The following is a 25,119-nucleotide window of genomic DNA, read 5'->3' on the forward strand; positions in this document are numbered from 1 at the left end:
CCGATTATCAGAAATGGTAATCGGCTTTTTTATTGATTATAGTAACAAGATACATAAATAGGGTTAAATAGTATAAATCCACGTGCGTGCGCACCGATCCGCTCGACAGGACGGGTAAGAAGCGTTGTACCGTCCCTGCGGATATAGTAGTGATAACCGGTACCGTTGAATCCACGCCGACGGTGCATCGTGTCCAGATCAAAAGCTGTCAGTTCCTTGTCTTCACGGGTGGCGGAACAGTGAATCACGATCAGACTGATCTTTCTCATACCTGTTGTACGGTTCATGATCGGTTGCTTCTAGACAGTCGGGTCCGGAGCTTCCTCGTCACCGCCGTCGCCTCCGCTCCCACCGCCCGGGTTAGGATCGGGAACCTCACTTCCGCCTTCACCACCATTCAGCGCCTTCAGTTGCTGTTCCAAGTCTACAAAATCCAGACGGTCTTCCGCACGGGTAGCGGCAAGATTGGGACGTACACTGGCGGATGCCCGGAAATTGATACGGACCCAGTGGATGTTCTCCGGCAGACAAGCCTTCTTGGTATCAGTCCCCACCGTAGTGGCGGACAGGCTGAATACTCCAAAATTCTCAATGTTCACGGCATGGCCGTTGTACAACTCACTGCGCATCACCTCCACGAAGTTTGTTAGTACACTCTTGATATCGCCCAGCGTGAGCGAACTCTTCTCCTTCATCTGTTTGGCAATGGTATCCAGAGTGGCGGGCTTTCCCCACGTGATCAGCTGCGGATAGAATTTGCCCGTACCTTCTTTGTCGAAAGGAGACTTACGTAAAATCTTTTTAAATGTCACAGACATAATTTTCTTCTTCTTTTTTTAATGAATGAATTTCCAGTTATTTTCTCTCTGTTGCCCGGGTGAAGGTAGCGGTGACGTCTTCCGGCTTCTCCTCTCAGGAACACGACAAAGATAGGGAATAGCCCCTCTACGGGGTTACATACAAGTGCGTAGCGACACGTAGCGATGTGCAGCGGCACGTACTTTGACACACTGACTCTCACTGTTCTTTACTGACAGGCAACGGTATCTTTTTCTTTCCCGTTCAAAGTGATTATTCCGCTCATCCGCTTTGTTTTGTCAGAATAAATACATACCTTTACAGTATAATAATCAGGCGAACAGCCGATATAAAGAACACCGATTATGGAAACTACACAAGAAGAATTTCAAGTCCGGGTCTACCTGAAAACGGAACTGGCACAACTGTATGCACCCCATCTGAATCCCGAAGCCGCATTGAGGAAGATGCGAAAATGGATCCACCGGAACCCCGAGCTCTACCACGAACTGTATGCCGGCACGGAAGGAAAGAATGAACTGGCATACAGCAAAAGGCAGGTGGCTGTTTTAGTGAGGTACCTGGATACTCCATAAGCACCTCTTCCTCCCCATGCGGAGATTTACACATTACTATATACGCGCAGGCGCGAAAGAGTATTTTATTTTTATAGAAAAAAAGCGTGTAACGGAGGGGTAGGACTTACCCCTCCGTTACACGCTTTTTTCTGTATTAAATAGTATATAAAAAGAATAAACAACAGAGATGATGAAGACACAAAAAGAAGTTGTATCTTTGCGACATTTTTAAACGAAACATCTTTTAACAATAAGCACTAATTATTAAAAACATGAGTAAAAAGACATTTTCTCCGAAGGCTTCATTTACCAAAACAAGCAGGCTGTAACACTCGAAAAGGGAGAATTCCCTGCTATCTCACCGTTCATCACCCAACTGCTGGATAATGTCAACAGCATGTACCTCAACCGAATAGAGGTAAAACCATCTGACAGAAAGAAATTTCTCACACCGATCGTCCACCTCTGCTACGCCCCCTCCTCTCCATTTAACATTAAAGGTCCCAAATTCTTCGCACAGTTGCTGTTTCTGACAGTAAATTTCCGGAAGAACGATCACCCGGATGAGTCTCTGAGCATAGAAGAAATTGATTATGAGATACAAAAGCTGAAAAGGCTTCTGCTTAACGATTAACATTTCGAAGATTACGTTAAAAAACTGTTTTTAGCTTCCTAAAAACAGTTTCTTTAATCCGACAAAAAGCTATTCCTTTGCAGCCTGTTAATAACGACAGCAATTAAAACTTATCAAACAAAATGGAAATTATTACCATAACCGCCTACCGGGGGTTATCAGTTGTGTCAGGGAGTATAGATATCCGGAAGTTGTTCGAATTTATTCGGGGAAGTGTTTATCGGGACAAAATCCGGAGACTCCGGGAGACAATGGAAACGGGAGACACGGCGAAAGCAGACCGGATGAAGAAGCAACTGCCCTACTACACCGTCACGGCTACCTACGCTATGGAAAGACTGGCTTACAGCCTCGTCACGTATCAGGATATCATCATACTCGACTGCGATGACATGCCGGCAGAAAAGATTCCGGGATACCGCCAACTGGTGAACGACTGCCCCGACACGTTGGGAGATTTCATCAGCCCCCGCATGCACGGGCTGAAAATCTTCGTCTATCTCACCGGCGAAGAACCGGAAGCATTGCGCGCCGAACTGAACGCGCTCGGAACCATCGACCTCCCCACACTGGAACGTTACCACCACCGCATGTACGCCCTGGCAAGCCAGAAGTACGAAGAACTGCTCCACACGAAGGTCGACACCAGCGGGAGCGACCTTAGCCGCGGATTCTTTGCCTCACACGATCCGGAGGCTTTCCTTTCTCCCGAACGACTGGAGAATGTAAAGCCGCTGACCGTACGAGTGACGTTGCCGACCGAAGAAGAATGTAAAAACAAGAAACGCAGGAAATCCACCCCACAGCCTCCGCTCCTCCCCACACAGGGAAACGCGGCTCCGATCGACCTGCAGGTGCAGCTAGACTTCCGCAAAGCCATGGAATACACCCGACGGAAAGAACGCCTTGAAACCGGAAACCGGGACAATTTCTTTTACTGCCTCGGCAACCAGTGCTACCGTCGCCACATCACGGAAGAAGAAGCCGTCAGCCTGACACGCAGCAGCTTCGGCGATATCCCCGACTTCGATCTCGAACAGCCCCTGCGCAATGCCTACCAATATACTTCGAAGACGGACCGGGAAGAAAAGGAAAGCCATGAACCGAAAATCTGCAAGATGATCAGATTCATGGATGAGTATTACGAAATCCGCAGAAACATCGTGAAAGAGCTGATCGAGTTCCGCCGCAAACCGACGACAACCGATGAAAAGGCGTCTTCCGACTTCGCCATCCTGCGTGCCAAAGACGTCAATACGTTCTACATCAACGCGCAAATGAAAGGAATCTCTTGCTCGCAAAACAGCCTCAAGGCACTGGTAGACTCTGATTACGCCAAACCGTTCAATCCCTTCACCCACTATTTCTTTTCTCTCCCGACCTGGAACGGCAAAACCGATTATATCGCCCAACTGGCACAGAGGGTCAAAACCACCGACCCGGCTTTCTTCATAGACAGCCTCCGCCACTGGCTGGTGGGAATGGTGGCCTGCGCCATCGACGATAAAGTGCAGAACCAGCAGTTGCTGCTGCTCCACGGCGGACAGGGAAGCGGAAAAAGTACCTTTATCCGGAAACTTCTCCCACCGGAACTGGACACCTACTACCGTTGCGGCATGATTATACCCGAAAACAAAGACCATCTGCTGCAACTCTCCTCCAGTCTCATCATCGACCTGGACGAGTTCGACACCCTTCCTTCCTGGCAAATGCAAAGCCTGAAGCGGCTGATCGTACAAGGCGTGGTGACGGAACGCAAAGTGTTCGACCTACAGATGAATAACTTCATCCGCCGCGCCTCGTTTATAGCCAGCACCAACGACCAGCACTTCCTGGTGGATATCCTCGAAAACAGACGTTACCTGATCAATACCATTTTGAGCATTGACAACAGCGGTCCGGTCAATCACCAAGGCATCTATGCGCAGGCACTGGCCCTCTACCGGCAAGGCTACCGATACTGGTACGAAAAGGAGGAGGTAACCTTCTTGAACAAGCGCAACGAAAGTTTTCGCCAGAAAGACCCGGTAGAAGAAAACCTGTTTTTCTATTTCCGTGCGGCTAAAGGCGGAGAGATACAAGCGAAATGGTATCCTGCCTCTTATCTGCTCTCTATCCTGAGTCTGAACGGGCGTACTCAGTCCAATCCCCAGACACAGAAAACATTGGTGACGGTGCTCGAAAAGAACCATTTTATAAATCGGAACGGCAATTACGGAGTGACGGAATATAAGGTGGTGGAATACACACCGGAAGAACGAGAAGCTAATTCGACGTTGCCGCAGATTCCTAAACAGGGGAATTTTGACTTGTAGATGAAGAGCTTTTCGAATCATGACCTCTGAGCGGTGAGTGATGAGCCAGCCGTGAATGCCGGACAGGATACTACGGCAGCTGACAAGCAATGAAAAGGAAAGGGAAAAGCAATGTGACGACAGTCAACAAGCATTTCCCTTTATTTAACAGTAAGGTAATTATCAGTATTACCTTCTATGCATATTCAGCGTATCTGACGGATGAAGCACATTACTTGTCACCGTACATCTTGGCTCTCAACTCCTTGATATGGTCGGAAGTGATGTATTCGTCATATTCCATCATCTTGTCGATGATACCGTTCGGTGTCAGCTCGATAATGCGGTTGGCAACCGTCTGAATGAACTCGTGGTCATGAGACGAGAAGAGGATATTTCCTTTATACGTCTTCAGGTTATTGTTGAAAGCCTGGATAGATTCCAAGTCGAGGTGGTTGGTCGGAGTATCCAGAATCAGGCAGTTCGCATTGCGGAGCTGCATACGGGCAATCATACAACGCATCTTTTCACCTCCGGAAAGTACACTTACTTTCTTCAGTACTTCTTCGCCGGAGAAGAGCATACGTCCGAGGAAACCCTTCATGTACACTTCGTTGCCTTCGCCAAACTGACTCAGCCAGTCCACCAGGTTGAGGTCTGTGTTGAAGAAGTCCGTATTGTCAAGAGGCAGGTAGGCCGTTGTGATGGTCACCCCCCAGTTGAACTGGCCGGCATCCGGCTTCATGTTTCCGTTGATGATTTCGAAGAAGGCAGTCATCGCACGCGGATTGCGTGAAAGGAATACCACTTTGTCGCCTTTTTCGACGTTGAAGTTCACGTCGTTGAAAAGCACTACGCCTTCTTCCGTCTTCTTGCTCAGTCCGGAAACTTCGAGAATCTGGTTGCCCGGTTCACGTTCGGGAGTGAAGATGATGCCCGGATACTTGCGGGAAGAAGGTTTGATTTCTTCTACGTTCAGTTTTTCCAGCATCTTCTTGCGGCTTGTAGTCTGCTTGCTCTTCGCTACATTGGCACTGAAACGGCGGATAAATTCCTCCAGTTCTTTCTTCTTCTCCTCAGCCTTCGCCTTCTGGTTCTGCTGCTGACGGAGTGCCAGCTGGCTCGATTCATACCAGAAACTGTAGTTACCGGCAAACATATTGATCTTTCCGTAGTCGATGTCTACGGTGTGCGTACATACGGAGTCGAGGAAGTGACGGTCGTGGCTTACCACCAGCACGGTGTGCTCGAAATTGGAAAGATATTCTTCCAGCCAGGTCACTGTCTCCATGTCCAGGTCATTGGTAGGCTCGTCCAGCAGAAGGTTGTCGGGGTTGCCGTACAATGCTTGCGCAAGCATCACGCGCACCTTTTCCTTACCGCTCAGTTCACCCATCAATGTATAATGCTTGTCTTCCTTGATGCCCAGACCGCTCAACAGCATGGCTGCGTCACTCTCTGCATTCCATCCGTCCAGCTCGGCAAATTTCTCTTCCAGTTCGGACACTTTCAGTCCGTCTTCGTCCGTGAAGTCTTCTTTGGCATACAATACTTCGCGTTGCTTCATGATGTCCCACAACACGGTGTGTCCCATCATAACGGTATCCATTACCGTGTAAGCATCCCATTTAAAGTGGTCCTGGCTCAATACCGACAGGCGTTCGCCCGGTCCCAGGGCAATCGTACCGGTAGTAGGGTCGAGATCTCCGTAGATCGTACGGAGGAATGTAGATTTTCCCGCACCGTTCGCACCGATAATGCCATAACAGTTACCACTTGTAAATTTCAGGTTTACGTCATTAAACAATACTCTTTTACCAAACTGCACCGAAACGTTTGAAACTGTAATCATCTTGATATTTACTATTTTACTATTTACTATTTGCTATCTACTATTTTTTTGAGTGTGCAAAGGTAGGCATTTAAAATGAATTATGAGCTATCCGGAATGTGTCAATCTGGCATAAATATATTACCTTTGCAGCGTTTTTGGCAAAATGACCATATTGGCAAAGTTTTTGCAGATGAAAATTTTAAATCATAGATCGTAAATAATAAAATCATAAATAATAAGATGGATCCAAAAGAAAAAGAAATGAAGGCTGAAGAGCTGAATGTGGAAGAAACTCAGAATACTGCGGAAGAGCAACCGCAAAACGATCAGGCAGAAGAGGCCGCTCCCCTGACTCATGAGGAGCAGTTGGAAAAGGAGCTGGAAGAGGCACAGACTGCCATCGAAGAGCAGAAGGACAAGTATCTGCGCCTGTCTGCCGAGTTTGACAATTACCGCAAACGTACCATCAAGGAGAAGGCGGAACTGATTCTGAATGGTGGCGAAAAAAGTATCAGCAGCATTCTGCCGGTGATCGACGACTTTGAGCGTGCCATCAAAACGATGGAGACTGCCAAAGACGTGAGCGCCGTGAAGGAAGGTGTAGAATTGATTTATAATAAGTTTATGGCTGTCCTGGCACAGAATGGCGTGAAGGTCATCGAAACGAAAGACCAGCCGCTGGATACGGATTATCACGAAGCCATCGCTGTGATCCCTGCCCCGTCGGAAGAACAGAAAGGTAAGATTCTGGACTGCGTACAGACGGGTTATACGCTGAACGACAAAGTGATTCGTCACGCTAAAGTGGTAGTTGGGGAGTAAATACAAAAGTTAGTTAGGAAGCATGGCAGAAAAAAGAGACTATTATGAAGTGCTGGAGGTGGCAAAAACCGCCACAGTAGAAGAGATTAAAAAGGCTTACCGCAAAAAGGCAATCCAATACCACCCCGACAAGAATCCGGGTGACAAGGAAGCGGAAGAAAAATTCAAGGAGGCTGCCGAAGCGTATGACGTACTGAGCAATCCGGACAAGCGTTCGCGTTACGACCAGTTCGGGCACGCAGGAGTGAGCGGTGCAGCCGGCAACGGAGGCCCGTTCGGTGGTTTCGGTGGCGAAGGTATGTCTATGGATGATATCTTCTCCATGTTCGGTGACATCTTCGGAGGTCGCGGCGGCGGTTTCGGAGGTGGCTTTGGAGGTTTCAGCGGTTTTGGCGGTGGCGGTGGTTCACAGCAGCGTCGTTATCGTGGCAGCGATCTTCGCGTCAAGGTAAAGATGTCTTTGAAAGAAATCTCGACAGGAGTAGAAAAGAAGTTCAAACTGAAGAAATATGTGCCGTGTAGTCACTGTCATGGTACGGGTGCCGAAGGCGACGGCGGTTCGGAGACTTGTCCGACCTGTAAAGGAAGCGGCTCGGTGATCCGCAACCAGCAGACGATACTGGGTACAATGCAGACCCGTGCCACCTGTCCTACCTGTAATGGTGAAGGCAAAATCATCAAAAACAAGTGTAAGGAGTGTGCCGGAGACGGTATCGTATACGGCGAAGAGGTAGTGACGGTGAAGATTCCTGCCGGAGTGGCAGAAGGTATGCAGCTCTCAATGGGCGGCAAGGGTAATACCGGAAAGCATAATGGCGTGCCGGGCGACTTGCTGATTCTCGTTGAGGAAGAACCGCATCCGGACTTAATCCGCGACGAAAATGATCTGATCTATAACTTGCTGCTGAGTTTCCCGACGGCTGCGCTGGGTGGTGCTGTGGAAATTCCGACTATCGACGGCAAGGTGAAAGTGAAGATCGACTCGGGTACACAGCCGGGCAAAGTGCTCCGCCTGCGCGGAAAAGGTTTGCCGAATGTCAATGGATACGGTACAGGTGATTTGCTGGTGAACATCAGTATTTATGTGCCGGAAACATTGAATAAGGAGGAAAAGAATACGCTGGAAAAAATGGAGGCTTCGGATAACTTCAAACCGAGCACGTCGGTGAAGGAGAAGATCTTCAAAAAGTTCAAGAGTTTCTTTGACTAGGCTTTCTTCTTTAAGAGATAATAGCCTGCCACACAGATATAATAAAAGCTCCGGCATTCGTAGGGAATGCCGGAGCTTTTTAATTTTCCATGCCTATTATTTTCACAATAGTGCGTACTTGATATTACAGTAAATGAATGGATGACAACTCTTTCGTCAGAGCTTGGATACCCTTCTGAATCTTTTCCAGTTGTTGTCTGCGCGGTTTATGCACACCGGCGGCATAATGCCATAACTGACGTTCGTTAATTCCGGTTATCCGGCTCAGGGCTGCTTTGGTGAAGATATTACTGTAATAGTTTATAAAGGTAGCAGCGTCAACCTTAAACTTCAATTCCAATTCTCCGGACAATAGTTCACAAGGATTGGGATTATCTTCCAGATATAATTCAATCGCTTCCTTCATATTTTCCTCAATCTCTCTCATGTCATTTCCAACAGTGATAACCGGAGCACCTTCGATATAAGCACTCAAGTTCTTCCCTGCGTGTTCCACAATTACTTCTACTGTTTTCATTTTTATCTCCTATTATTTAATCAAGAGAACAAGGGGGCTATTTTTCCAGCCCCGCTTGTCTCAAAATGCTGTAATAAGTGCCTTTCTCAGCGCCTTTGCTGTTATGATTCGGTACAATAACTATTTTGTCGTCTTTCTCAAACTTCATATGGCTACCTTTCTGACTCTTTAGTACAAAACCGTTTTCTTGCAACATAGTTACAACGTCTTTAATTGATTTGTAACTTATAACACTTCGGACTTAATTACCACACAAATATAGTAATAATATGAATACTGTTTATACATTTATTCATTATTTTACTATGAATTGAGCTAATATCCCGGATTCTGCTTCAGTTTTGTATTCATCACCCGTATTTTCTCCGGAATCGGGAATACGGTGGTATATCCACTTTCTTCATCCGGAAGTTGCGGACGACTGCTGTATGCTCTCGTGAACTCCCCGAAGCGGATCAAGTCCTGACGTCTCCACCCCTCCCAAGCCAGTTCGAGTTGCCGCTCGGCAAGGATGTTCTCCAGTGTAGCCGTACGGGAAGAGGCATTGACACGCCTGCGTACTTCATTCAGTTCTGTATCTCCGCTCTCGCCATTGCGTACTTTGGCCTCACTTTTCATCAGCAAAGCATCTGCATAACGGAAAAGAACGATATCATTTTCCATCAGCTTTCCATCTTTGGTGGCCGTTTCGTCTATCTCATATTTCTTCATACGGGCTCCTGCTGTCTGTACATACGGGGTGTTCGAAATATCCAGGGCGACTTTCCACGGCAGATATTCAAGAATGGTTCCGTTATCCAGACGGACTACATTCCCCTTTAGGTCATAAACGACTCCGGCAAAATAACAGATGTCAAAACGCGGGTCCTGTCCGGCTGTTTCATAGCCGAAGGTTTCCAACGCTTCGATCGTGGCGCTCGGCCCGTTTTCGCCGCTCAGCCCATAGGCTTTGGCGTGATTGTAATGACGGGAACGGAAAAGGTATTGCATCTGGTTGGTGTACAAGGTCTTATTCATCGGAATCGTGAAGATGTTCTCGACAGAGGGTTCGTTGAATACGGTAAAATTGGTTTTGTAATCCGGTTCCAGACGATAGCCCATTTCTTGCAGCTGGTCACAGTATGCGATCACCGTCTGCCAGGCATTGAGACGGTTGCCGTTTACCTCGAAAAAGAGATTCTTTCCGTCGGGACGTTGTCCGTCTGTCCAGTCATTGTCGGTGTAGACTTCAGCATTCAATGCCAGTTTCGCCAGCAGGAAGACAACTACGGGACGGGTGATGCGTCCGTAATACGGACCGGACTGATTGCTATGAACTTCACTAAGCAAAGGGGCTGATTCCTGCAACTCTTTGAACACAAAGTCGAATATTGTTTTCCGTTCGCTCTGTACGACGTCCTTCATGGATGGAGATGAGGTGAGTATCAGCGGGACACGTCCGAACAGATCCATCAGGTAATAGTAATACATCGCGCGCATCGCCCGTACTTCGGCACGATAGGCGGGAAGTTCGGCATCAGTGTGAGTTTCGGAGAACTGGTCGATCCGTTCCAGCGATTTGTTGGACAGCATGACTACTTTATAAAGATATTCCCAAGTGGCTTGGATGGCGTCGTTTTCAATTCCCCATTGGTGCAGGAACAATCCTTGCCAGAATCCGCCGTCGTACCAGTCGCCGCCACGGGTGGGGATGATGGCTTCGTCGGTGGTGAAGGTGTTCAGGTCATAAACTCCCCTACCCGTTCCCTGCAATCCCTGACTGTCGCTATAACCACCGATGTAAGTATAAAGAGAGGCCACGGCATTCAGATATAAATCCGAGAGGTTATTGTAGACTTCATCTTCCGGCAGTTTGTCTTTGGGACTCTCTTCCAGAAACTTGTCGCACGAGAACAAAGCCGTTGCCGTCATCAGTGCGATAGCTGTATTTCTTATATATTTTTTCATGATTTACTCCTCCGTTAAAAGTTTGTACGTTGTTCTGACGTCGTTAGAAATTAATACTCAATCCCAGCATATAGGTTCTCGCCAATGGATATCCCCGTTTATCATCCAGCCCCAAAGTGGAATTGACCGTTGAGCTGTTGATCATGGGCGAAAGACCCGAATAGCCGGAAATCGTCGCCAGGTTGTTGACCGTAAACGCCAGTCGCAGCGAGCGGACGTATTTCTTCAGTTTCTGCACTTTCTCTATCGGCACGTTCCAGCCGAGTGTCACGTAGTCGAAGTTTACATACGCCCCGTTCTCCAACCAATAGTCGGTAGCAGTCTGGTCTTTGATATTCCGTTGCGGAGCCTCCTCCATCACGTTGTAATCGGGGAATATATTCATGTTCATATAGGTCAGGGAGGTTCCGTTGTATATTTTATGTCCGAAAGCGCCATTAATCTGTACTGAAAGGTCGAAGCGCTTATAACGGAAACTGATGTTCGATCCGAGAATTGTCTTGGGCACGGCCTGTCCCGCTACATAGCGGTCTTCGCCATCTTCCAGACTGACACCACCGCCATTCAGATCGGCAATATCATAGGTGTAGCCGCCGTTTCCGTCGGAAACGAGTCCATTGGAATGAGGCAGGTAGAAGACACCTAGCGGCTGTCCCACCACTTGGTAGACGATATGATTGTAGCCGCCATGAAATCCGGCTCCGTCGAGGCTGGCGAGGCTCTTATACTGGGGAGCGGAAATCATTTCTCCGTTGTACATACCGCTCAGAGAGAGCAGTTTGTTTTGCTGGAAGGTGATGTTGGCATTAATGTTCAGTTCCATGTCCTGCGTTTTCAGCGGAGTGATACCGATGGCTATTTCCAGACCGCTGTTGCGCATGGAGCCGATATTAGCCAGCAGCGTATTGTAGGTGAAAGGCGGGACACTGACGTTGTAGAGGTAAAGCATGTCCGTCGTCTTGGAGTTGTAATAATTGGCGGAGAGCAGCAGGCGGTTGCCGAACATAGCCAGGTCGATACCTGTATTGAAGGTATGTTTCACTTCCCATTTCAGATCGGGGTTTGTGTTGCGCAGGTCGCCTAAGGATACGGCTGCCGAATTTCCTACAGGAATCACACCGTTCGGTTTAACAAGACTCAGCGTAGTGTATGAGTCGATTCCGCTTTGATTTCCTGCCAGACCGTAACCTATACGGAATTTCAGATTATCAATGATGGGAAGACGCTTCATGAACTTTTCTTCACTGATCACCCAAGCGGCGGAAACTGACGGAAAGAAGCCCCATTTGTGGTTGGCGCCGAATTTGGAGGAGGCGTCGGTACGGGCGTTCACTGTCAGGCTGTAACGGTCGGCATAGGTGTAGTTGAAGCGTCCCATGAAGGAAGCCAGATGCGGCTGTTCGTAATATGAGTTGGTGCCTTCCCAAAGACGGAGAGCACCGGCTTGCAGGTTGTTGTAGCCGAATTTATCCGTGTTGAAGTTAGTGACTGTGGTATAGAATCCTGTATAAGTCTCCTTCTGAAGTTCCGCCAGTGCGAGGGCGTCGAAGAAATGTTTCTTCCAGCCTTTCTTGTAGGTCAGCATCATGTTGCCCAAGAGAGACTCCATCTTTTTTGTGCCTTTATATGCTTGTCCATGCGCCCAGACGGAAGTGGGCAGGTACTGTGAATTTTCGACTATATTATAGGTATAGGCACCGAAGAGTACCAACTTGAGTTCGTCCATCAAGTTAAAGGTCAGACGGGCATGGGTGCTGATATGGGAAGTGGCGTCATGATCCTGCACTTCCATCCATGCCAGCGGATTGGTAATCTGGCTGGCGGTGGTGATTCCGTCCCACGAACCGGTCACAGGGTCTTTGTGGTTGGGATAGGTGGGATTGAAAGTAGCGGCAGAATAGAACGTTTTCTGAAGGTCTACCAGATTGTGGTTCTTCTGGATAGAGCCGAACATACCCAGTTCGCAGTTCAGAAAACCGTCAAACATCTTTTGAGTCATGTTCATATTGGAAGTGAAGTTCTTCATGTCTTCATTCAGAATGACTCCCTGACGATCCATGAAACCGAGGGATACACGGTAGCTGGATTCATTGGAACCGCCATAGAAGGCGATGTGATGGTTCTGCTGCAATCCTGTTTGCTCAATTTCTTTCTGGAAGTTGGTACTGTTGCCTTTGTCGAGAATAGAGATGCCCCGTTCGGAAGCGACTCTCCGGAAGTCATTTGCCGACAGCATATTCAGGTTCTTGTAGACGGTGGATATTCCGAAGATACCGTTGTAGCTCACTTGCGTCTTACCGCTCATCCCTTTCTTCGTAGTGATTTCGATGACACCGGAGGCCCCCCGCGATCCGTACTGTGATGTTTCGGAAGCATCCTTGAGGATGGTAAAACTCTCGATATCCGTAGGGTAAATGGAGGCAAGCATGCTCAAATCTCCGAATACTCCATCGACGATAATTAACGGGTCGTTCCCGCTGGTCAATGAAGTGGTACCACGCAGGCGGACTGCGTCGAGAGCTGCAGGGCCATTGGTTCCACGCTGAATGGTCAATCCCGGAACCCGTCCGCGAATAGCCTCCAGCGGGTTCGTGATCTGGTCTTTATTCATCTGTGTCTCCGTGATTTTCTCCACCGATCCGGAGATCGTTTTCATACTTCCGGTGGCATAGCCTACCGTTATCAGGGAGTCTACGGGAGGAGGAAGAACTGGTTTTCTCTGAGCAAATACACTTCCGCATGAAGCTACCAGAAAAAAAAGGCTCCAAATAGTAAGTCTGCTGTGTTCCATAATTATCAGTTTTTTTAAGGGATAATACAAATATAACAAAAAAAGCGAGTATCTGGTTGTGCAGACACTCGCTTTTCTTCTTTGTATAGGGCAGTACGATTTTATGGTACTCCTGTAGCTTGTCAATCAAATACGGCTTATCATGCTGATATGATTGACAAGTGTTCCTATGATTTATCAGTATTTCTATGATTTATTATTTTCCTGACCGTAGCCATAACCGTAGCCATAGCGTTTACCATATCCATAGTATTTGCCATACTTACCGTAGCCATAATAATAGCCATACTTTCTGCGTTTCAAGTCTACGCCGTTGATAACGGTACAGATATTAGGCAGTTTCTTTTCTTCGGCAAGTTCGTTGATCAGCGTGTACTCTACCTTGTGAGTATAGTCGGCACGGCAAACGTAGACAGACAAATCTGCTACACGTCCGATCAGTAAGGTATCGGTAACCATACCTACAGGTGCAGTATCCAAGATCACATAGTCAAAATTCTTCTTCAGTATTTCAATGGCTTTGTCCAGTCCGTCACGAGCCAGCAATTCCGTCGGATTAGGAGGAACCGTTCCACCCGGAAGGATGGACAGATTCTTATTGACATCTGAAGGCTGTACCAGACTCATCAGGTCTGTATCCGGATTTGCCAGGTATAAAGTAATACCTTTCTCCTTCGTCGAAAGGCGGAAGACCTTATTCAGTCCCGGTTTACGAATATCAAGTCCCACAATGACTACTTTCTTCCCTAAGAGAGAAAGACTGATCGCCAGATTCGCTGAAATAAACGATTTTCCTTCTCCACTGACCGTAGAAGTAACCAGTATTACTTTCTTGTCATTCTGCAGCATAAACTGAAGATTGGTACGGATATTTCGGAAGGTCTCGCTCATCAGATTGTTCTGATTCTCAAATACGGCAATAGAACCATCCTTCTCGTTCTTTTCGTCTGTCAACGGAATATCGCCGACGATAGGAACGGTGGTCAGCTTTTCAACATCTGCCCGTCCTTCGAGCTTGAACTTGGTCAGACCAATCAGGTAGATAATGCCTACGGGGATGCCAACGCCCAGTACTAAAGCAATCAGATAAATTATTTTCCGTTTCGGAGATACAGGGATGTCGTCAGCAATAGCTTCATCAATGATCTTCGCATTGTTTGCGGTAGCTGCCAGTGCTATTGCATTTTCTTCACGCTTCTGCAAAAGCATCAAATATAGTCCGGCCTTAATTTCTTGTTGACGGGCAATACTCACAAACTGCCTTTCTTGTCCCGGAGCATCACTAATACGACGAGAAAAACGATTTGCTTCACGATCAAGATCGGCTTTTGTAATCAACATCCCCTGCAATGTACCATCAAGAGTAGCCTGAACATTCGATTTCATAGCACGGATACTCGTATCCAAATTTACAATAGCCGGATTATTTTCTGTCGAAGTACGCAATAAACGTTTCCGCTCAACCAACATTTCATTATATCGTTCAATCGTTGCTACTAATGCAGCATCCTGTAAACCGACGTTACTTGGTAATACTTCGTATTCATTCCCTCTTATATATTTCCGCAAATCCTCCAGCAGACTGATTTGTGTCCGGTTTTCCACCCTCTTCTTTTCATATTCCGCATTACCGGTCAAGGCTATTTGAGCCTCACTGGTCAGGTCGGTTATACCGGCATTACGCTTGAAGTTCTCCAGATTCGCTTCCGTATTTCCAAGCTCCTTCGAGATAATATCAATACGTTCGTCAATGAATTCTGCTGTCTTCTGGGCAATCTCGTTTTTATCGTTATTCGTATTGCGGTTGTACATTTCCAGCAGTTGGTTGATGAAATCCTGTCCGCGTTGCAGGCTGGAGTTCTTCAGAGATATTACAGCCACTGAAGTAGTTTTAGAGGTCGGCTCAATAGTCAGATTCTCACAATATACCCGAGCCACCTTCATCGGCGAATTGATTTTTGCCGTGATACGACGGACATTCTGAGCTGAAGACTCTTCCGTTGTATCTTTATTCGCCATCAGTGAGTCCGGTGACTGGAAGAATGCCAGGGTACCTTCGTCCATCGGAAAGACAGCAGGAAGTTTCTCAAAATGTTTCTGGTATTCTTTATCACCAATCGTCACCCCTACGTCCAGACTGCCTTGCGGATACAATAACATTTCAACAATCATCGGATCGCTCAACTTCTCTGCTTCTTGTGGAGTCAGGCTAACGATAATAGGAGAAGTCTTATACATATTCTTGGAAGGGAACTCGTCTTCGTCTGTATATGACACATACAGGTTCAGCTGATTGACAACTTCCTTCACCAATGTCTTCGAACGCAAGACTTCCAACTCATTGTCTATGTTTTGAGAAGAGCTGATCAAGCCACTTAACCCCAGTTCTTCCAGTCCTGCCATGCCTCCTGTATTCCCTCCTTTTTTATCATCTTTGATCAGGACCGTAGCCGATATATTATAGACAGGAGTAGCCATACGCAAGTATATCCATGCACCGATAAGGCAAACTAAAACTGCACCGACAAACCAAGGCCAATGGATGATATATTTGAAAAGCACTTCCTGAATATCTATCTTCTCGTCATCAGCTTCACGTTGTCTTTCGTTTGCAAATTCTTCTTTCATTATTTCAAAACGTTATTTTAAGATGTTAAATAATAAGCTGGCTAAAGACACCAGAATGGAGGTAGCGGAGAACCACAGGCTTGTGCTGTTACCGATATCCGAGTTACGGGCTTTTGCTTTGTTGGGAGTTACATATACGACATCATTCTGTTGCAGCCAATAATATGGAGAAAGAATGGTTTCCGACTTATTCAAGTCGAGAGTAATAATTTCCTGCTTACCGGTAGCATCTTCACGAATCAGCTTCACGTTATCGCGTAAGCCATATACCGTCATATCCCCTGCCATAGCAAGCGCCTCCAGCAAGTTTACTTTCTCATTAGAAATAGTAAAAGTACCCGGACGGGTTACCTCTCCTATCACCGAAATCTTATAGTTGACCATACGCACCGTTACGATAGGCGCCTCTTTCATATAAGGTTTTAACTTATCTACAATCATTTGTTCTGCCTGTTTCTTGGTCAATCCACCGAGTTTCAGTTCTCCCAGCACAGGGAAAGAGATTTTTCCTTCATTATCTACCAGATAGGTTTGCAACACGGGTTGTGTAGTAGCCAAGGTATTGGCTACTGACAAATTCGTCGGACTGGCAACTGTCAGATTAAAAGGTGCTGCCAGTTCCGGACTTGTACAGGATACTACGATGGTCAACAGATCTTTAGGCATGATCTTTGCATCGTACAGTTTTTCTTTCTGCTCTGTTTGATTTATTACTTCTGTATCCTGCAAATAAGGTACTTTCTTGTAGGACTGGCAGGCCGTGAACAGAAAAGGCAGTAACACTACAAAAATCAATTTACTCAATATTCTCATAACTGTGATGAATTAGATATCTATTCTTTTATTTTTTGTTGTTTAGATTATTTTGTCAACAAGCTTTCATGCATCATTAATCTGCAGATATTCATGTACTATCATCTGTCTGCAGATTTTCATGCATCTCTATTTCTTAATACGCTTCCTTTTCTCCGTGGACAGCATTATATACGGTTTTATAGATTATATACAGGTCAAGCATAAATGTCCAATGTTCAATATACCATATGTCACGACTCACACGACCTTCCATCTGCCAAAGTTCTTTTGTCTCGCCGCGATATCCGGTCACTTGTGCCCAACCGGTAATTCCGGGTTTCACAAAATGACGGACCATGAATTTATTAATCACCTGTGCGTATTCTTCTGTATGCTTCAGCATATGAGGACGAGGACCGACAACGGACATATCTCCTTTCAGGACATTGATAAACTGAGGCAGTTCATCAATGCTCGTCTTACGGATAAACTCGCCAATACGTGTTTTACGAGGATCATTTGCTGTAGCCTGAAGAATATCACACTGCGCATTCACCTTCATAGAACGGAATTTATAGCACCAGAACTCACGTCCGTCTTCGCCGCTGCGTTTTTGTTTAAAGAAGATGGGGCCCGGCGAGCTAAGTTTGATAGCTATCCCTACGATTATATAAACTAAAGGAAAAATAGTACACAGAAATACCGATGAGGATATGATATCAAAGATGCGTTTTAAAACACGATTCTCACGAAGTTCCAATGGTTCGCGGCGGATAGATAACACGGGAACATTGCCCAGCAATTCAAAATACATCCTCCGTTTCAAATAGTTACGAACGTTGGGCACACTAAAAAAACGTACCAAGTGGTTCTCGCAATAATTAATGAGCGGAACAATCTCCGCACTTCGCACGGAAGGGAGACTGCAATAGAGTTGTGCTATCTTGCCTGCATTTTGTTCCAGATATTCAACTGCTTCTTTCGGCTGCCCCAAATATGCAACTTCTTCCGGATAGCAGCCGGAAGGAGAATCTTCAAAATATCCCATCACACGATAACCGGAAGTAGGATCGTCCGTCATTGAATGATAAAGTTCCTGCATATTCTCGTGACTGCCGACGAGTACAACCATACGGACATTTCCCCCTTTTTCACGATAAAGCTCCAAGAAATAACGAAAGGCAAGACGGTAGCAAATTAAGATGACCAGCAAAGCTACATAATACAATCCAAATAACCGTGAACGGAAAAATTCAAAATGAAAAAGTGACAAAAAGCAAATGGAAAACAAAACAAAAGGAACCATGTTGCGAAGCACACGGATCATGATCTGCTCCGGACGAACTACCGGATGATGCAAAATTACTCCAGACTGAATATTACATACCAAATAGCATAAACTCAACAGCACCATTCCCTGATAAAGGGAAGAAGAAACTCCTGAATAGAACCGGTTTCCAAAAATTAGTTCAAATCCCCACAACAGCAAGTTCAATAAAAGAACATCTCCTAAAAGGACAATGAATTTTAGGACTTTATTAAAACGTTGGACTTCCTGCATAAATTATTCATTTATATATTGACTAATGATATTTTAGATTTTACACCTGCATATTAGACAGTAAACGTTTAGGAATTCCGTTCATATCCATCCACTGAATTTATTTGAGCTAAATAGAAACTCTGCATTCTTAATGCTTCACTCTTAGAGTCAAAACCATTTATCTTCACTTCAGCTGCGTAACTCCTGCGTTTAGGCATATAATCTTCAACCACTTTAACTATTTTATCAGCCCATATAACCGGAGATTCTTCTAATCCAATGTAATGTGCAAGTTCGGATGCCGTTGTCTCCTCAGTGATATTCTTAGAAAAAAAAATAGGAAGTCCTGCACATTGTGCCTCTATCCCTACAACAGGCATTCCTTCATATAAACTGGGCAATAAGAAAGTATCAAAAGCATTATAAAACTGGTTTATATCATCCCTGCGCCCTAAATTCATAACTCTGTCAGTAATCCCATAACTCTGAATCCGATCATGCATTTCATTCTCCAACTCTCCAAATCCGATCATTACCAGAGTTGCATTTTCCTGTTTTTTTGTAATTTCATTGAAAATATCTATTAGGAATAATGGATTTTTCTGTGGAACATATCTACCAATAAACCCATATATCACTTTATTTTCCCAGCCAAACTTCTTTCGGGTACTTTCTCTAAGTTTGTCATCAAAAGCATTAGTATCTGCATTAATCACTGTCTTAAATATACTTACCTCTCCTTTATCATAAGTCTTCTTACCAAATTGCCAAATGCCACAATCTATAGAATTAGCCATATAACAATTTGCAAACCAATGAGAAAAAGGACGTAAGGCATACTTTATGAGTGTTTTCTTTTCATTTTTATCACCTTTCGATATACTTTCGGATATCCTCACTTTAACTCCGGCTATTCTACCCAAAAACATAGGAAATATATTGAGCGTATTATCAAAAGCATGCATCACTTCATACTTATTCTCCTTCAGAATCTTATATGTATCCTTCAAATGTATAATAAGATTCTTATATGGTGCCACCTTATATACTCTCCCACCCAAAGCTTTGATTTCTTCTTCGGGAATACCATTTGAATCTGAATCGCAGATAAAATCATATTGCACTTTTGTACGATCTATATGACGATAGTATTCCATTATTAGATTACGTTTACCGCCCGAGTGCAATACACCGGCTATTACAGCTATCCTTAACATAGTATTATATCTTTATTGATTCATGATAGAATGAAGAAATACCATCCAACATTGGCGTCAAAGTCACATCTACAAACTGTTTCATTTTTTCTATATCAAGAACCATATTGGAAACATCTACAGGACGCGCATTTTTATACTCAATTTTAAAATCTGCCTTTGAAATGATTTTCAAAAAAGCAAGTACATCATTCACAGAAAACCCTCTCCCACTTCCCAAATTGATTGTTTCATTACAAACATCCTTATTTATCAGTTGATAAAAGATATTAGCGAGATCTTCTATATAGATATAGTCACGAATGGCAGAACCATCTCCCCACACTTCTACAGGTTTATTTTCTATAATTTTACCTATAGCCACTGCTACTAATCCTTGTTTTCCATACAGATTTTGCCCATGACCATAAGGATTGGAAGGTCTCACAATGAGAAATTTTAGCTTCTGAGTTCTATTCTTAAACAAAATACTATTTTCCATCATTTGCTTTGACCATCCATAATAGGATATTGGTTCCATGCTATCTGTTTCTACAAATGGTTGAAATGTTGTTCTGTTACCATAAATTGTCCCTCCCGAGGAAAAATAGACAAACTTAATGTCTTCATTAGCACAGAATTCCATCAGTTTAATAGAAGGAAATATAACATTCTTAAATTCACCGATATAGTCATCATAGGTACTGCCGGGAATCAATGTTGACACTAAATGCACCACCACTTCTATCTTATTGGTCAAAAGAATATTCTTCACTTCATTTATATTGCTCAAAGAACTTCTAAAGACTGTCAAATTATAATCTTTAAGTCTTGATATATCAGCAAACTCTGGTTCCAAAATAAATACTGAATGCTTTTCATCAGAAATAAAACGCTTCACCAAACTAGATCCTATAAAACCTGCTCCCCCGATAAATAATATATTCATAAAATTGTATTTTTATTCTCCAAGTCTTTGCTGTAGCTATCTTTTAATTTCCCGATTCCCATTAATCGCTTTGAATATTTTTTTTATATATTTATACAATCCCAAGCGAGCAGTCCACAGGCGAGCTTGCTTTTCCAAACGATGTCGTAAGGTTACAGGAAAATATTTATGGAAACAAACTTCTGCATCCAGCAGATTTAAATCGACAAAAAAGGCTTCACGTTTAGGATTCATGCTAACGGAATGAAACATTTCTTTCACTCCTTCTACAGCCTTGTTTGAATTTATTTCCAGTACTTTCAACTGAGAACTGGATTCTTTCAATATAATATTGGCTAAATCTGAATGAGCTAAGATACGAGTTACCCCTTTGTCATTATCCAATTCCTTACTGAACTTGTCAACATCGAAACAATCCCATATTGTAAAATCTGTATTACGATAACGTTTTTTAAATGCACATTGATAACAACTAGGACGAACACTCATGTTAGCAAAAAAAGCACGCATCATAATATCTGTATCAATTCCCTCATGATACTCTATAGAATCATTACATCCAATAATAGACATAGTTGAATATTTATATCCATAATATTTATCTCTAAACAATATATTCGTAAATTCAGATCCTATTTTCTTTTTTTGTGCTTCCAAATATTTTCGATAAACTAATGGAGATGGACAAGCATGACAGACTACGTCTACCGTAACCAAATTCTCATATGGCTTTCTCAAAAAAGAAAACAATCCCTCCAACTGGCAAGGAGTACCACTGAATAAAACACACTTTCCTTCCATAAGAAACTGTTTCGCTTCCTTGTATGTGTTACCTATTCTGCTCTGTACATATTTGCTATTACGAAACATTCTCAAATCTTCATAACAATTAGCCCACTGATGCACCACCTCAAAATCAGTGCTGAAACCTGCACCACAAACAACACCTCCTCTATCAAGCACCCATCTAGCAATAGCCGTAAATGCACCGCCAGAAGTACTTTCACGTAATACCTGCTCATTTTTATGCTGTACCAAGTATGCCCTTTGTTCCTTCTCAACATCTGGTTGTACATGAATCACAGGGCAAACGACCTCACATAATCCACACTCTATACATGTATTCTCATCTGCAGCCGGATAAAGAAAACCTTCATCGTCTTCACACATGGTTATGCAATGCTTCGGACATACAGACGCACAGGCTGAACAGCCACAACACGAGCACTTATCTTTAATAGTTATCATAATTTATACCCGATTGGAACAAAGCCTCTTTTATATATTGTTTGGTGAATTCTCTTAATGTTTCTAATTTTCTATGTATCTTTATATAATCAATCTGCATTAACATACACTTCTCCACGTCTTCATCCGCTTTTAAAAGTCTTTCCTCTAATCCTACCAACGAAAGCAATGAGTACAAACGACCATTTGTAGAAACAATGCCATCATTATTATACCGCCTGAAAGTAAAGAACCGTTTCCCATACAACAAAGAAAATACAGACGAATGAAACGAATCTGTAAACACATACTCCGCATCCCGAATCAACTGCACGAACTCTGCAGGACCGACATTATAGGGAGTATAATCTGGAAATCCTACATCGCTTTTTATATACTCATCGCAATGCTGTAGCTGCACAATCTTATAACCAGTTTTCTCCTTGAAACGTTTCACAAAATCCCGCTGCTCTGGATTGTTGCCGAGAAAATAACAAAACAGATAGGGCTCCTTAACAAAATGTTCCTTCTTTGTGATACCATCCCATTCTTCGGCGGCGAAAAGGATAGTCGGATCACAAACCACAGGGATTTCTCTTCCCGTAAGTTCTTTCACTATTTTCTGTCCGCTTAATTCACGTACGGAGCAAAAATCCAGCCGCTTCAGAAATTTCGCAGCTTTCTGCGCCTGTCGTTTAGGAAGTCTTGCTATACCAAAACTAGTAGCTAAAGCTATCTTAGGCACATTGTCAGGAACAAAATTCAACGTATAGTAATTAGCCTCAATATTTGAAGGTAACCACAACTGGTCACTGCCTACTATAAAAGCCGCATATTCGTGCGCAGCATTGGCAAGCTCTTGCTTCGAGTTGTAAACCTCAGAAATATGGAACTTAGTTTGGCTGAAGCTCTTGAACATTTCTTTACGTAAAGCCATGCTATCCCGATATTCCTTCCCCTTAGTATAGATAGCTGTCATTTTTTTCACCGTTGCCCACTTATCTTTTACTGTATTAATATCCCATATTCTGCTCAAGAAATAACGATATTTCGCTTTATTAATCTCACTTTGCAACCCATCTATGCAGATTGTTACATTTTCTACTTTCATCTTATCAAATAGTAACTGGGTAGCATATGCCTGCAACTGACTCCCATAATTGGGTTGAAAATAGCAAGTGACAAGAGCTAGTTTTTTATTAGTCATACTGATATATCAATAATTATATTTTCCTTTTTTTAGACAATATTGTTTTAACCAGCCAATAAATGGAAGCATAATATATATATGTAGTCTAATAAAAGTTAGTGTCAATTTACGTTGTTTATCCATTCCTGTAGTAGTGCATTTAGCAATAGATGTCGAGAATAAATCGTTCTCTTTAATAACCTTTGCAAACTTGTTTATCTTCTTAAACACAGAATCCTTATTATCAGGATGGAAGTAAGTACTCATTGCTATAGCTATAACCACATAAGCCACTCTTTGGTATAACGGTTCGATAAATACTTTTTTGTCTGGAAATGTTTCAATATTTTCCTGAATTACATGAAAGCAATCTACCAAATATCCAGTATTTTTTTCATCAACCTTCTTAGATATTGAGTTAGGATTATATCTATAATGATTAAAATATTCATTAACAAAAAGAACTTTCTTTGCATGATAAAATGAACGTAAAGAGAACTCTAGTCCTTCGGCTCCTTGTTTCAGACGATCATTATGTCTTATCCCATTCCTTTTCGCATAATCTGCTCGTATCAGTTTACAGTAAGCTGTTGCAATACCACTTTTGTAGATAAGAGTATGTCTGGCTAAATCATGGCACTCATCATCTATGTAAATATGCTCTTGCTCCGAACATATCCATTCCCATTTTCCTTTAATGGAGATATCACCTAACTCCTGAATACATTTCCAAAATACTATATCCACATCCGTATGCCTAGAAAGATAGAACATCAATTTCTCACAAGTATTTATGTCTATCCAGTCATCACCATCTAAATACATATGCCAATCACCTATTGCTGCATCATATCCAGCATTGCGTGCTGACACAAGTCCGCCATTCTCTTTATGAATTACTTTAATTCGTTTATCTTTGTTTGCATATTCATCGCATATTTGCGGAGTAAAGTCTTTAGAACCATCGTTTACCAGTAGTAGTTCCCAATCCTGGTAAGTTTGATTTAGAATACATTCAATGGTTTCATTAAGGAATTCTTCAACATTATAACAGGGAACAATTATTGAAATAGAAGGTTTGTTCATTCTTATTGGAATAAAATTACAACTAACATAAAACTTCACATAAGACGTATATTCCGACTATTTTAAAGATATAGCCTCCTGAATATATTTATCAAGCAATTGACAGCAGGCCTTTTCACTATAGTTTTCATTCATATAGTACATCAGTTCTGGTTGAGCATAACCTCTATTCATTGCAGTCATTATAGCTTCACCTATTTCATCAACATTCATAGGATTCACCAATATTGCCCGCCCCCCATAATATTCTTTAGGGGCACCATAGTTAGTTAATACTATTTCACATCCATATGCTGCTGCTTCTAATGCTACCATTCCAACCCCCTCTTGAAGTGACGGCAAAGCAAAAACTTTAGCATGCTTATATAAATTCCATAACTCCTTCTCAGATACTTCACCAACATATTCTATATTTTCTGCATCACCTATTAAAGTTTCAAGCCAATTCTTTTCTAATACTCCGTGAAGATAACCTGCTAATTTCAAATTAAAACCATACTTCTTTGCAGCTTCAATAAGACGAGGAACATTTTTATTAGTTGAAGCCAATCGACTAGCATGAAAACAGAAATTTTCTTTAAGCGGCATCTCTTCTATAGGCGGAATACGAAAATGTAATGGAACTTTTTTAATTATCTTTTGTGAACGTTCTAAACAGTAATTAGTATAGTGACGTTCTTCTTCAGAACGAACTAACCAAAGTTTAAACCAGTCTTTAGACAACCATAAGTCATGAAAACGAGATGTCAATCCTAAATATTTCTGATTTCCCCACCACTTACAATAAAACTTATAACGCCAAGCTGGTATGCTAGGGTCAATAATAGGAGCCATAACCAAGTTGGCGTTATTTTTAAACAAGTCCTTAATCAAGATCCTTAATCCCAATGAAAAACTGACTACAATAATCGCATCAAAACTTTTCCATTCATTTTTATCCCAGAAGTTTATTAACAAGACCTCATGCCCCAATTTTCTTAATCCCTCTGCCCACATTTTACATTGTACCATTACACCACTATTATTTGTAAGAGCATATGTTGGTTGTATTATTCCATATTTCATTTTACAATGCATTTAT

At 43.3% G+C, this 25,119-nt stretch carries 20 protein-coding genes and 1 pseudogene; 5 read left to right on the forward strand and 16 right to left on the reverse strand.

The window, feature by feature from the left end:
* Positions 1-74: 74 nt before the first annotated feature.
* Both HMPREF2794_RS11170 and HMPREF2794_RS11175 read right to left on the reverse strand, forming a co-directional pair.
* Positions 75-269 (reverse strand): annotated as a pseudogene (locus tag HMPREF2794_RS11170) (N-acetylmuramoyl-L-alanine amidase); the annotation flags it as partial.
* A 30-nt stretch (positions 270-299) separates the two neighbouring features.
* Positions 300-818, reverse strand: a complete 519-nt coding sequence (locus HMPREF2794_RS11175; protein ID WP_010537747.1) for an HU family DNA-binding protein — start codon at positions 816-818, stop codon at positions 300-302.
* Between the two features lie 345 nt (positions 819-1,163).
* Between HMPREF2794_RS11175 and HMPREF2794_RS11180 the strand changes: the two genes are divergently transcribed.
* The 3 genes from HMPREF2794_RS11180 to HMPREF2794_RS11190 all read left to right on the forward strand — a co-directional run bounded on the left by HMPREF2794_RS11180 (position 1,164) and on the right by HMPREF2794_RS11190 (position 4,325).
* Positions 1,164-1,394: a DUF4248 domain-containing protein gene (locus tag HMPREF2794_RS11180; RefSeq protein WP_010537746.1), complete on the forward strand. Its 231-nt coding sequence runs from the start codon at positions 1,164-1,166 to the stop codon at positions 1,392-1,394.
* A 379-nt stretch (positions 1,395-1,773) separates the two neighbouring features.
* Positions 1,774-2,010, forward strand: coding sequence for a hypothetical protein (locus HMPREF2794_RS28940; protein ID WP_168166601.1), 237 nt, complete (start codon positions 1,774-1,776; stop codon positions 2,008-2,010).
* Positions 2,011-2,132: 122 nt separating this feature from the next.
* Positions 2,133-4,325 carry a VapE domain-containing protein gene (locus HMPREF2794_RS11190; protein ID WP_070751530.1) on the forward strand — a complete coding sequence of 731 codons (2,193 nt, stop codon included), beginning with the start codon at positions 2,133-2,135 and terminating at the stop codon, positions 4,323-4,325.
* A 211-nt stretch (positions 4,326-4,536) separates the two neighbouring features.
* On the opposite strand, the gene HMPREF2794_RS11195 is transcribed toward HMPREF2794_RS11190, so the two are convergent.
* Positions 4,537-6,156: an ABC-F family ATP-binding cassette domain-containing protein gene (locus HMPREF2794_RS11195; protein ID WP_010537743.1), complete on the reverse strand. Its 1,620-nt coding sequence runs from the start codon at positions 6,154-6,156 to the stop codon at positions 4,537-4,539.
* A 222-nt stretch (positions 6,157-6,378) separates the two neighbouring features.
* Here HMPREF2794_RS11195 and HMPREF2794_RS11200 point away from each other — a divergent pair, with 222 nt between their 5' ends.
* Together HMPREF2794_RS11200 and dnaJ are read left to right on the forward strand one after the other, a co-directional pair.
* Complete coding sequence (locus HMPREF2794_RS11200) at positions 6,379-6,960, forward strand: nucleotide exchange factor GrpE (RefSeq protein WP_010537742.1); 582 nt, start codon at positions 6,379-6,381, stop codon at positions 6,958-6,960.
* A 22-nt stretch (positions 6,961-6,982) separates the two neighbouring features.
* Positions 6,983-8,170: a molecular chaperone DnaJ gene (gene dnaJ / locus HMPREF2794_RS11205; protein WP_070751531.1), complete on the forward strand. Its 1,188-nt coding sequence runs from the start codon at positions 6,983-6,985 to the stop codon at positions 8,168-8,170.
* 124 nt (positions 8,171-8,294) lie between these two features.
* On the opposite strand, the gene HMPREF2794_RS11210 is transcribed toward dnaJ, so the two are convergent.
* The 13 genes from HMPREF2794_RS11210 to HMPREF2794_RS11270 form a co-directional block, all read right to left on the reverse strand.
* Positions 8,295-8,687: a hypothetical protein gene (locus tag HMPREF2794_RS11210; protein ID WP_055271545.1), complete on the reverse strand. Its 393-nt coding sequence runs from the start codon at positions 8,685-8,687 to the stop codon at positions 8,295-8,297.
* A gap of 37 nt (positions 8,688-8,724) precedes the next feature.
* Positions 8,725-8,916, reverse strand: a complete 192-nt coding sequence (locus HMPREF2794_RS11215; RefSeq protein ID WP_055271547.1) for a type II toxin-antitoxin system HicA family toxin — start codon at positions 8,914-8,916, stop codon at positions 8,725-8,727.
* Positions 8,917-9,002: 86 nt separating this feature from the next.
* Entirely contained in the window at positions 9,003-10,634 is a 1,632-nt protein-coding gene (locus HMPREF2794_RS11220; protein ID WP_010537739.1) for a RagB/SusD family nutrient uptake outer membrane protein, read from the reverse strand.
* A 43-nt stretch (positions 10,635-10,677) separates the two neighbouring features.
* A complete protein-coding gene (locus HMPREF2794_RS11225; RefSeq protein ID WP_074759478.1) occupies positions 10,678-13,428 on the reverse strand; it encodes a SusC/RagA family TonB-linked outer membrane protein in 2,751 nt (916 codons plus the stop codon).
* Between the two features lie 183 nt (positions 13,429-13,611).
* Complete coding sequence (locus HMPREF2794_RS11230; RefSeq protein ID WP_055271549.1) at positions 13,612-16,053, reverse strand: GumC family protein; 2,442 nt, start codon at positions 16,051-16,053, stop codon at positions 13,612-13,614.
* Positions 16,054-16,065: 12 nt separating this feature from the next.
* Positions 16,066-16,866 (reverse strand): polysaccharide biosynthesis/export family protein, encoded by an 801-nt coding sequence (locus HMPREF2794_RS11235; RefSeq protein WP_055271551.1) that lies wholly within the window; start codon positions 16,864-16,866, stop codon positions 16,066-16,068.
* Between the two features lie 136 nt (positions 16,867-17,002).
* Positions 17,003-18,409 (reverse strand): undecaprenyl-phosphate glucose phosphotransferase, encoded by a 1,407-nt coding sequence (locus HMPREF2794_RS11240; protein ID WP_022301100.1) that lies wholly within the window; start codon positions 18,407-18,409, stop codon positions 17,003-17,005.
* 68 nt (positions 18,410-18,477) lie between these two features.
* On the reverse strand, positions 18,478-19,548 hold the full coding sequence (locus HMPREF2794_RS11245; protein WP_246839604.1) for a glycosyltransferase: 1,071 nt from the start codon (positions 19,546-19,548) through the stop codon (positions 18,478-18,480).
* Between the two features lie 64 nt (positions 19,549-19,612).
* The gene (locus tag HMPREF2794_RS11250) at positions 19,613-20,536 is read right to left on the reverse strand and encodes an NAD-dependent epimerase/dehydratase family protein (protein WP_055271552.1); all 924 of its coding nucleotides are present in this window, start codon (positions 20,534-20,536) and stop codon (positions 19,613-19,615) included.
* 36 nt (positions 20,537-20,572) lie between these two features.
* On the reverse strand, positions 20,573-21,706 hold the full coding sequence (locus HMPREF2794_RS11255) for a Coenzyme F420 hydrogenase/dehydrogenase, beta subunit C-terminal domain (protein ID WP_010537732.1): 1,134 nt from the start codon (positions 21,704-21,706) through the stop codon (positions 20,573-20,575).
* 64 nt (positions 21,707-21,770) lie between these two features.
* Complete coding sequence (locus HMPREF2794_RS11260) at positions 21,771-22,970, reverse strand: polysaccharide pyruvyl transferase family protein (protein WP_010537731.1); 1,200 nt, start codon at positions 22,968-22,970, stop codon at positions 21,771-21,773.
* A 9-nt stretch (positions 22,971-22,979) separates the two neighbouring features.
* On the reverse strand, positions 22,980-24,038 hold the full coding sequence (locus tag HMPREF2794_RS11265) for a glycosyltransferase family 2 protein (RefSeq protein ID WP_010537730.1): 1,059 nt from the start codon (positions 24,036-24,038) through the stop codon (positions 22,980-22,982).
* Between the two features lie 57 nt (positions 24,039-24,095).
* The gene (locus HMPREF2794_RS11270) at positions 24,096-25,103 is read right to left on the reverse strand and encodes a glycosyltransferase (RefSeq protein WP_022301104.1); all 1,008 of its coding nucleotides are present in this window, start codon (positions 25,101-25,103) and stop codon (positions 24,096-24,098) included.
* Between the last annotated feature and the right edge of the window lie 16 nt (positions 25,104-25,119).

Source organism: Bacteroides sp. HMSC067B03, assembly GCF_001811315.1.
In the GTDB taxonomy this organism is placed as follows: Bacteria; Bacteroidota; Bacteroidia; order Bacteroidales; family Bacteroidaceae; genus Bacteroides; species Bacteroides faecis.

Coding starts and splice junctions, on each gene's coding strand:
- HMPREF2794_RS11175 (WP_010537747.1), bottom strand. CDS start 818: ATGTCTGTGACATTTAAAAAGATTTTACGTAAGTCTCCTTTCGACAAA.
- HMPREF2794_RS11180 (WP_010537746.1), top strand. CDS start 1,164: ATGGAAACTACACAAGAAGAATTTCAAGTCCGGGTCTACCTGAAAACG.
- HMPREF2794_RS28940 (WP_168166601.1), top strand. CDS start 1,774: ATGTACCTCAACCGAATAGAGGTAAAACCATCTGACAGAAAGAAATTT.
- HMPREF2794_RS11190 (WP_070751530.1), top strand. CDS start 2,133: ATGGAAATTATTACCATAACCGCCTACCGGGGGTTATCAGTTGTGTCA.
- HMPREF2794_RS11195 (WP_010537743.1), bottom strand. CDS start 6,156: ATGATTACAGTTTCAAACGTTTCGGTGCAGTTTGGTAAAAGAGTATTG.
- HMPREF2794_RS11200 (WP_010537742.1), top strand. CDS start 6,379: ATGGATCCAAAAGAAAAAGAAATGAAGGCTGAAGAGCTGAATGTGGAA.
- dnaJ (WP_070751531.1), top strand. CDS start 6,983: ATGGCAGAAAAAAGAGACTATTATGAAGTGCTGGAGGTGGCAAAAACC.
- HMPREF2794_RS11210 (WP_055271545.1), bottom strand. CDS start 8,687: ATGAAAACAGTAGAAGTAATTGTGGAACACGCAGGGAAGAACTTGAGT.
- HMPREF2794_RS11220 (WP_010537739.1), bottom strand. CDS start 10,634: ATGAAAAAATATATAAGAAATACAGCTATCGCACTGATGACGGCAACG.
- HMPREF2794_RS11230 (WP_055271549.1), bottom strand. CDS start 16,053: ATGAAAGAAGAATTTGCAAACGAAAGACAACGTGAAGCTGATGACGAG.
- HMPREF2794_RS11235 (WP_055271551.1), bottom strand. CDS start 16,866: ATGAGAATATTGAGTAAATTGATTTTTGTAGTGTTACTGCCTTTTCTG.
- HMPREF2794_RS11240 (WP_022301100.1), bottom strand. CDS start 18,409: ATGCAGGAAGTCCAACGTTTTAATAAAGTCCTAAAATTCATTGTCCTT.
- HMPREF2794_RS11245 (WP_246839604.1), bottom strand. CDS start 19,548: ATGGAATACTATCGTCATATAGATCGTACAAAAGTGCAATATGATTTT.
- HMPREF2794_RS11250 (WP_055271552.1), bottom strand. CDS start 20,536: ATGAATATATTATTTATCGGGGGAGCAGGTTTTATAGGATCTAGTTTG.
- HMPREF2794_RS11255 (WP_010537732.1), bottom strand. CDS start 21,706: ATGTGTGAAGACGATGAAGGTTTTCTTTATCCGGCTGCAGATGAGAAT.
- HMPREF2794_RS11260 (WP_010537731.1), bottom strand. CDS start 22,970: ATGACTAATAAAAAACTAGCTCTTGTCACTTGCTATTTTCAACCCAAT.
- HMPREF2794_RS11265 (WP_010537730.1), bottom strand. CDS start 24,038: ATGAACAAACCTTCTATTTCAATAATTGTTCCCTGTTATAATGTTGAA.
- HMPREF2794_RS11270 (WP_022301104.1), bottom strand. CDS start 25,103: ATGAAATATGGAATAATACAACCAACATATGCTCTTACAAATAATAGT.